Below are 7,292 nucleotides of genomic sequence, written 5' to 3'. Positions count from 1 at the left end.
AACGCAGCAGGCTTGTGGAACTTCTACTTAGATGCAGCATAAGTTAGATAACAGTCAGGGCAAACCCTGTCCCAGAGCTGGTTTTATTTCCCAACAACTCTAATGTTTGTTTTGTACAGCGAACTTAATTTCGTTAAGTTAGGGACTTGCTAAGAAATAATATTCCTAACGCATCTACCCCTCCACCCACCTACCCCTCCACCCCTTCACCCCTCTACCCACCTACCCATCTACCCATCTACCTGGGATTGTTATTAGTACGCTGTTGCCTTAGTTGTTTCGGTGCTTGTCTATGTTGGATGACCTACGATCGCACATAGATTCCCTTGATGAGGCTGACTCCGGGTTGCCAAAGGGGACGCTGACCGTGGCGGGGGTGACGACTTATATTAAGGAGTCTCTGGAACTGGATCCGAATTTACGACAGGTTTGGGTTCTGGGGGAAGTGTCCAGCGTCAATCAAAGTGCGAAGGGCATTCACTTTACCCTGCAAGATCCCATCGGCAAGCAGTCGCTGCTCTGTGTGGCCTGGAATAGTTACGCCCATCGCCTGCAAACCCTTCCTAGTGCGGGGGAACAGGTGATTGCCCTGGGCGAGGTGAAAACCTATATTCAGCAGAGTCGCTATCAACTTCAGGTCTATCAGATTTTGCCAGCGGGGGCGGGGTTGCAAGCGCTGCGGTTCCGGCAACTGTACGATCGCCTTGCAGCGGAGGGTTTATTTGATCCCGATCGCAAACGGCCCCTGCCTACCCATCCCCAGACGATCGCCGTGGTCACTTCTCCCAATGCGGCGGCTTGGGGCGATATCCAAAAAACTTTGCGTAGTCGGTATCCTGGGTTGCAGGTGTTGCTGTCTCCGGCGATCGTGCAGGGGGAAACGGCTCCAGCGTCGATTGCCGCAGCGATCGAGCGTGTAGAAGCGGATGGACGGGCGGAGATCTTAATTTTGGCGCGGGGCGGCGGGGCAGCGGAGGATTTGGCCTGTTTTAACGATGAGCGGGTGGTGCGGGCGGTGGCGCTGTGCGATATTCCCGTGATTGCGGGGATTGGCCATGAACGGGATGAGTCGCTGGCGGATTTAGCGGCGGATTATTGCGCCCACACGCCCACGGCAGCGGCGGAAGCCGTTGTGCCCTGCTTAGTGGATTTAGCGATCGCCCACCACGATCGCCTACAGGCATTACAGGATGCCATGCAAGCCGCGATCGCCGATCAACAGATCCGTCTGATGCGGTTGCGCGATCGGTTGACCCGTGTTCGCCCCGATCGGCAATTGCACCAGGAACAGCAGCGCCTCCGTTGGCTCAAAAAGCAGATGGTTCAATCCATGCAGCAACAATTACAACAAGCCCAACAACACCAGAAATTGTTACAGGAAAAGTTAACCACCTTAGATCCCAATGCCGTATTAAAGCGGGGCTATGCCGTGGTCAGGGCAGAGGGGGAAATTGTGCGATCGAGCCAGCAAGTACAGGTAGGACAATCGATCGAAGTCAACCTGACCCAAGGTTCAATAATGGCTCAAATTACAGAGGTGAAATAGGAAACGGCGATCGCTGATTCAAACCTATTCCATCAATCAGTCAATCAACTTGTCAAGTCATAGGGAGGACATCATGGCAGCTAAACGGAAAACCAAAACGGAAACGCTACCAGAAAATTGGAACTATGAAACAACCGTCAGCCAAGTGGAAGAAATTCTAGCGTTGATTGAATCGGGGGATTTAGATTTAGCCGAGGTCTTCGATCAGTTCACCGTCGCAGTCGAACATTTGAAGCAGTGCGATCGTTTTTTAGCCGATCGGCAAAGTCAAGTGGACTTACTGATCGAAAGTTTAACCGATGAACCAGATTTTTGATGGTGCTGCCCCTGCTGTCGTACCGTCGCAAAGAAAAACGATCGCGTCTTTCTAGTTAGAAAACAGCGATCGTCACAAACTTCAAGAATCACACTTCCACGGACAAACTTATTTTTCTAACTTCTAACGTGAGTTCGATCAGTAAAATTGTCCCCCACAAATCCCCTGTCCGTTGATGGAGAATTCACTTGGGTGTCGGGGGAGTAGAGTCCCCTGACAGGGCAGGGGGCAAGGTGGTTTCTCTGACGCCATGCCAGAGTAAACTGCTTTGAGGGGAGAAGTTCCCCGATCTTTGCTGCGGATCAGCCCCAACGATCGAGCCCCATGACGACATCAAACTCATTAACGCTAGACGAGCAACCTCCCCCTACACCCGAGCCAGGGTCACTTGCTGCAACTGATCCTGATACTTCCCATTGCGGGTTTGATAACTCACCGCACAGGGCGCACCCTCAAAGAACAACAACTGCACAATGCCCTCATTGGCATAAATCCGGCAATCAGCGCTAGAAGAATTAGAAAACTCCAAGGTCAAATGCCCGCGCCAACCAGCCTCAGCAGGGGTTAAGTTAGCAATTAGACCAATGCGAGCGTAAGTCGATTTACCAATGCAAATCACCGTCACATTATCAGGAACCGCAATGCGCTCCAAAGCAACTCCTAAACCGTAGGAATGGGCAGGCAAAATGAAAAATTCACCCTGATCATCCTTGTGAAGTTTTGCTGGTTCAAGATTTTCAGGATTGAAATTCTTCGGATCAACAACAGTCCCCGGAACATGACGGAAAATACGAAACTCATTGGGCGAGAGACGCAAATCATAACCATAACTGCTCAAGCCATAGGAAATCACAGGACTGCCTTCCACACGGCGTACCAACTGCGGCTCAAACGGCTCAATCAAGCCCTCTGCGGCCATTTCCTGAATCCAAGTGTCGTTCTTAATCATGTTCTGTAGACAAGGTCGAATGTAGATAAGGTCGATCGTGAAATGCTGGATGGTGAACCAGCAACTGGCAAACTGTTTAGTAGCGCACTCTGGGCAAAATGATTCCCCTCAAACCTAAACCCTAGGGCTGATGGCTGCGGCGAAGTTCCGTAATTTGATCCGCCACATCCAAAATCACCTCCGGCATATCCGGCCCCGTCAAAATCACATCCACATGCTTAGGCCGTTTGCGAATGAAATCTAAAACTTCCATCGGCGGAATCAGGCCAAACTGCATCGCCACACTCAGCTCATCCAGTACCACTAGGTCATATTGCTCGTCATAGACCATGCGTTTGGTGTATTGCCACAGGTCAATGAGCGCATGGGCTTCTTCTTCAGTCACTTGGGGGGTATCTAGACAGCGAGTAATGCCACACCGCACCCAGTCGAGATGCTGACCCAGTTGCATGGGCCGATCGTAGCCCTGACCGATGCCCCCTTTCATAAACTGCACCACCAGCACCGGGGTTCCCTGTCCCGCAATGCGCAACGCCTGCGCCATCACACTCGTAAAAAAGCTGCGGTGAGGACAGGTAAAGACTTGGACTAATCCCTCGATCGACAGATTAAGCGATCGGGATGTGCCAACGGCAGGACGCTGTAGTTGAGAAACCATAGGACAAGGTTGAACGAAACGAGGGGGCTGAACTGAAATAGGCGATAGGACAGGTAGAGCACTGAGGATGGACTTGAGTCAACCACTGGATCCCAGGCACGCCAACACAGAAATGTCTCAAATCTTGCAGCTAAAGCTTGTGTCTAGAAATGATGCCTAAAAATCAAACCTAAACACATCTAGCAAGATCCAGATTAAGACTCACTGTGAGACAGATGTTGAGACACATATAGTGCAAAAACCACCCCACTGGCGATATGAAACACTAGATACGGAGGAGTGTCAATAGAACTCTTGTACTTATTATTCTATCGACCTTGTCAAGCTAGGGCTGAGCCACATCTTTCGCAAAATCACGGCGGATCATCTGGAAGGGGACTGCATAAAATAGTCATGCAACCCTAACCCATGTCCAGCAGTCAGAGGAGCGATCGCCATGCGCCTAATTATTCTGGGAGGCCCCGGTTCCGGTCGCAGCACCCAAGCCCAACGCCTCGCCGAGCAGCTAGCTGTTACCGTCGTTTCTACAGGGGAAGTGCTCCGGGATGCGATCGCGGCGGCAACGGAAATTGGCAAAACTGTCAGCACCTATGTGGAAAAGGGAGAACTGGTGCCCGATGAGTTGATGATTGAATACATCAAGATGCGGTTGCTGCGTCCTGATGTCGCAAACGGGTGGATCTTAGAAGGTTATCCCCGCACGGCCTTTCAAGCAGAAGAACTGGATTTTTTGCTGGATAGTTTGCAGCAATCCCTTACCTTTGCCATTTCCTTAGAAGTGGCCCCCGACATTTTGCTGCATCGATCGCTCAGCCGTGCCCGCGAAGATGATAACCACGAAGCGATCGAGCGGCGAATTGCCCTGCACCAAGAAATCACCATGCCCATGCTGGACTATTACGAATGGCGCAGCAAATTACTCCGCGTAGATGGCCACCAAGCCATTGAAACCGTCACCCAAGCGATCGTAGATCAATTGCCGACCTAAGTCAGGGAGCGACTAAAAATAGCATTCCCGACCCTCCTCCTCGCACCCTCCTACCCTCGCACCCTCCTACCCTCCTCCTCGCACCCTCCTACCCTCCCACCCATCCATCCTCTGCAATCCTGGGGAGATTTTTTATGTCTCCTTTACGGCAGGTCTGGGAGTTCCCCTGTTATCCTATTGCCAGCGTCTTGAGGAATGGGTCATGGTTTGGCAGCGTCCTGACGGTCGGCAACCCGATCAACTCCGTCCAGTGAGTTTTGAGCGGGGTTTTACAAAACATGCAGCGGGATCAGTCTTGGCAAAATGTGGAGATACCCATGTGCTGTGTACGGTCTGCATCCAGGAAAAAGTGCCCCGCTTTTTAGAAGGCAAGGGTCAAGGGTGGCTGACGGCAGAATATCGCATGCTCCCCGGAGCCACCCACGATCGCTGCGATCGGGAATTTATGAAACTGTCGGGCCGCACCCAGGAAATTCAACGTCTGATTGGTCGTAGTTTGCGATCGACGTTGGATATGGAAAAACTGGGGGAACGGACGTTAATCGTAGATGCGGATGTGTTGCAAGCCGATGGTGGTACCCGTACCACTGCTATCACTGGAGCCTTTGTGGCGCTCCAAGATGCGATCGACTCCCTGCTCACTCGCGACATTTTAGAAACGTCTCCCTTAATCCACCAAGTGGCGGCGGTTTCCGTAGGGCTAATTGATGACGAAGCTTTTCTGGATTTGGATTATCTAGAAGATGTGCGGGCTGATATTGATTCCAACATTGTCATGAACGAAGAAGGCGGGATCATTGAAGTCCAAGGCACAGCAGAATCAGGCAGCTTCAGCCGTCGCCAACTCAACCAAATTTTGGATCTGGCTGATCAAGGCATTCAAGAACTCTTCCTATTACAACGGAAAGTAAAGCAGCCCCTCTATGCCCTCAGTTGCTAGAGGGCTTCTTTCTAAGAAGTTCATCTAGGGGGCAGGATCGAAGAGTCAGTCATCAACTTGCAGCAACCGTGATCGAGCTCAATTACGCGATCTCGGTTGAGTTGCCATTGTCCACCTGCTGAGAGTATTGCCTCCACAATTGGTTACGGAACACTAAGAATCGTTTCGTATAGCGTCACAACAATTGAGTCCGTCAAACTCGGCAAGGTATAAGAAAGGAACAGGCCGTGCAGAGCGACTGTTTTTCTCAACTTCACTGCGCTTTTCAGTTGAGCCTCTGCATATCCCGTCAGCTCTGGAGCTTCACTGCGCTTAGTTTGGAGAGATTTGTATGAAATTGGCCTACTGGATGTATGCAGGCCCTGCGCACATCGGCACCCTACGGGTGGCTAGTTCGTTTAAAAATGTCCATGCAATTATGCATGCGCCCTTAGGCGATGATTATTTCAATGTCATGAGATCGATGCTAGAACGCGATCGCAACTTTACACCTGTCACGGCCAGTGTGGTCGATCGCAACGTATTAGCGCGGGGATCCCAAGAAAAAGTGGTGGACAATATCACCCGAAAGGATCGCGAAGAACACCCCGACTTAATTGTCCTGACGCCGACCTGCACCTCCAGCATCCTGCAAGAGGACTTGCAAAACTTTGTAGATCGGGCCAGCCTTGACGCCAAGAGTGATGTGCTGCTGGCGGATGTGAACCACTATCGGGTCAATGAACTGCAAGCCGCCGATCGGACTCTGCACCAAATCATCGAGTTCTACACCGAAAAGGCTCGAAAAAAAGGCGAACTCCCCCAGGACAAAACTGCAGAACCGTCGGTCAATATTTTGGGAATTTCCACCCTCGCGTTCCACAATAACCATGACTGCACGGAACTCAAACGATTGATGAAAGACCTCGGAATCACCGTGAATGCAGTGATCCCCGATGGTGCTTCCGTCCATGAACTGAAGAATCTCTCCCGTGCCTGGTTCAACATCGCGCCCTACCGTGAATTGGGACCGATGACCGCCCAGTATTTAGAACAAACCTTTGGCATGCCCTGTATCGACATCACCCCAATGGGTGTGGTGGAAACGGCTCGCTTTATCCGCGCCATTCAGAAGCTGCTCAACGATCGCGGTGTGGATGTCAATTACGAAGAATTCATCGACGAGCAAACGCGATTTGTCTCCCAAGCGGCTTGGTTCTCTCGATCGATCGACTGCCAAAACCTAACAGGCAAAAAAGCGGTGGTCTATGGCGATGCTACCCACGCCGCCGCCGTCACCAAAATTCTGGCGCGGGAAATGGGCATTCACGTCGTCTGGGCGGGCACCTTCTGCAAATACGATGAAGAATGGTTCCGCAATGAAGTGTCGGAATATTGCGACGAAATTCTCATCACCGATGACCATACCGTCGTGGGTGATGCAGTGGCTCGGGTAGAACCAGCGGCCATTTTCGGTACCCAAATGGAACGTCATGTGGGGAAACGGTTGAATACTCCCTGCGGTGTCATTTCTGCGCCCATCCATGTGCAGAATTTCCCGATCGGCTATAAGCCGATGTTGGGCTACGAAGGCACTAATCAACTGGTGGATCTAATCTACAACTCTTTCACGCTAGGGATGGAAGATCACCTGCTGGAAATCTTCGGGGGCCACGATACCAAGGAAGTCATTACCAAAGGCTTGTCCAGTGATTCCGAAATGAACTGGAGCAAGGATGGCTTAGCGGAACTGAATAAAATTCCCGGCTTTGTGCGGGGCAAAGTCAAACGCAATACCGAGAAATTTGCCCGCGATCGGGGTCTTTCGGAAATCACCGCTGAGGTGCTCTACGCTGCCAAGGAAGCCGTTGGTGCGTAAGGGAACAGCGTATAAATAAAATCCCAATTGGGTAGGG

Annotated in this window: 7 protein-coding genes; 5 read left to right on the top strand and 2 right to left on the bottom strand. The window is 51.4% G+C overall.

What is annotated here, in order from left to right:
* Positions 1 to 292: 292 nt before the first annotated feature.
* Positions 293 to 1,546 (top strand): exodeoxyribonuclease VII large subunit, encoded by a 1,254-nt coding sequence (gene xseA / locus ACN4EG_RS26690; RefSeq protein ID WP_431633325.1) that lies wholly within the window; start codon positions 293 to 295, stop codon positions 1,544 to 1,546.
* A 73-nt stretch (positions 1,547 to 1,619) separates the two neighbouring features.
* Positions 1,620 to 1,862, top strand: a complete 243-nt coding sequence (xseB, locus tag ACN4EG_RS26685; protein WP_431633324.1) for an exodeoxyribonuclease VII small subunit — start codon at positions 1,620 to 1,622, stop codon at positions 1,860 to 1,862.
* A gap of 367 nt (positions 1,863 to 2,229) precedes the next feature.
* Here xseB and dcd read toward each other — a convergent pair whose 3' ends face one another.
* Together dcd and ACN4EG_RS26675 are read right to left on the bottom strand one after the other, a co-directional pair.
* Positions 2,230 to 2,811 (bottom strand): dCTP deaminase, encoded by a 582-nt coding sequence (dcd, locus tag ACN4EG_RS26680; protein ID WP_431633323.1) that lies wholly within the window; start codon positions 2,809 to 2,811, stop codon positions 2,230 to 2,232.
* 121 nt (positions 2,812 to 2,932) lie between these two features.
* On the bottom strand, positions 2,933 to 3,469 hold the full coding sequence (locus ACN4EG_RS26675; RefSeq protein ID WP_431633322.1) for a P-loop NTPase family protein: 537 nt from the start codon (positions 3,467 to 3,469) through the stop codon (positions 2,933 to 2,935).
* A 436-nt stretch (positions 3,470 to 3,905) separates the two neighbouring features.
* On the opposite strand from ACN4EG_RS26675, the gene ACN4EG_RS26670 reads away from it, so the two are divergent.
* The 3 genes from ACN4EG_RS26670 to bchB all read left to right on the top strand — a co-directional run bounded on the left by ACN4EG_RS26670 (position 3,906) and on the right by bchB (position 7,255).
* Complete coding sequence (locus tag ACN4EG_RS26670) at positions 3,906 to 4,457, top strand: adenylate kinase (protein ID WP_431633321.1); 552 nt, start codon at positions 3,906 to 3,908, stop codon at positions 4,455 to 4,457.
* Positions 4,458 to 4,659: 202 nt separating this feature from the next.
* On the top strand, positions 4,660 to 5,397 hold the full coding sequence (gene rph / locus ACN4EG_RS26665; protein ID WP_431633320.1) for a ribonuclease PH: 738 nt from the start codon (positions 4,660 to 4,662) through the stop codon (positions 5,395 to 5,397).
* A 331-nt stretch (positions 5,398 to 5,728) separates the two neighbouring features.
* Positions 5,729 to 7,255 carry a ferredoxin:protochlorophyllide reductase (ATP-dependent) subunit B gene (gene bchB, locus ACN4EG_RS26660; RefSeq protein WP_431633319.1) on the top strand — a complete coding sequence of 509 codons (1,527 nt, stop codon included), beginning with the start codon at positions 5,729 to 5,731 and terminating at the stop codon, positions 7,253 to 7,255.
* Positions 7,256 to 7,292: the final 37 nt, after the last annotated feature.

It is taken from the genome of Alkalinema pantanalense CENA528 (assembly GCF_050753345.1).
GTDB classification, from domain to species: Bacteria; Cyanobacteriota; Cyanobacteriia; order Leptolyngbyales; family Leptolyngbyaceae; genus Alkalinema; species Alkalinema pantanalense.
The sequence above is the reverse complement of the archived record's forward strand: the minus strand, read 5'-3'. Positions and strand labels throughout refer to the sequence as shown.

Coding starts and splice junctions, on each gene's coding strand:
- xseA (WP_431633325.1), top strand. CDS start 293: ATGTTGGATGACCTACGATCGCACATAGATTCCCTTGATGAGGCTGAC.
- xseB (WP_431633324.1), top strand. CDS start 1,620: ATGGCAGCTAAACGGAAAACCAAAACGGAAACGCTACCAGAAAATTGG.
- dcd (WP_431633323.1), bottom strand. CDS start 2,811: ATGATTAAGAACGACACTTGGATTCAGGAAATGGCCGCAGAGGGCTTG.
- ACN4EG_RS26675 (WP_431633322.1), bottom strand. CDS start 3,469: ATGGTTTCTCAACTACAGCGTCCTGCCGTTGGCACATCCCGATCGCTT.
- ACN4EG_RS26670 (WP_431633321.1), top strand. CDS start 3,906: ATGCGCCTAATTATTCTGGGAGGCCCCGGTTCCGGTCGCAGCACCCAA.
- rph (WP_431633320.1), top strand. CDS start 4,660: ATGGTTTGGCAGCGTCCTGACGGTCGGCAACCCGATCAACTCCGTCCA.
- bchB (WP_431633319.1), top strand. CDS start 5,729: ATGAAATTGGCCTACTGGATGTATGCAGGCCCTGCGCACATCGGCACC.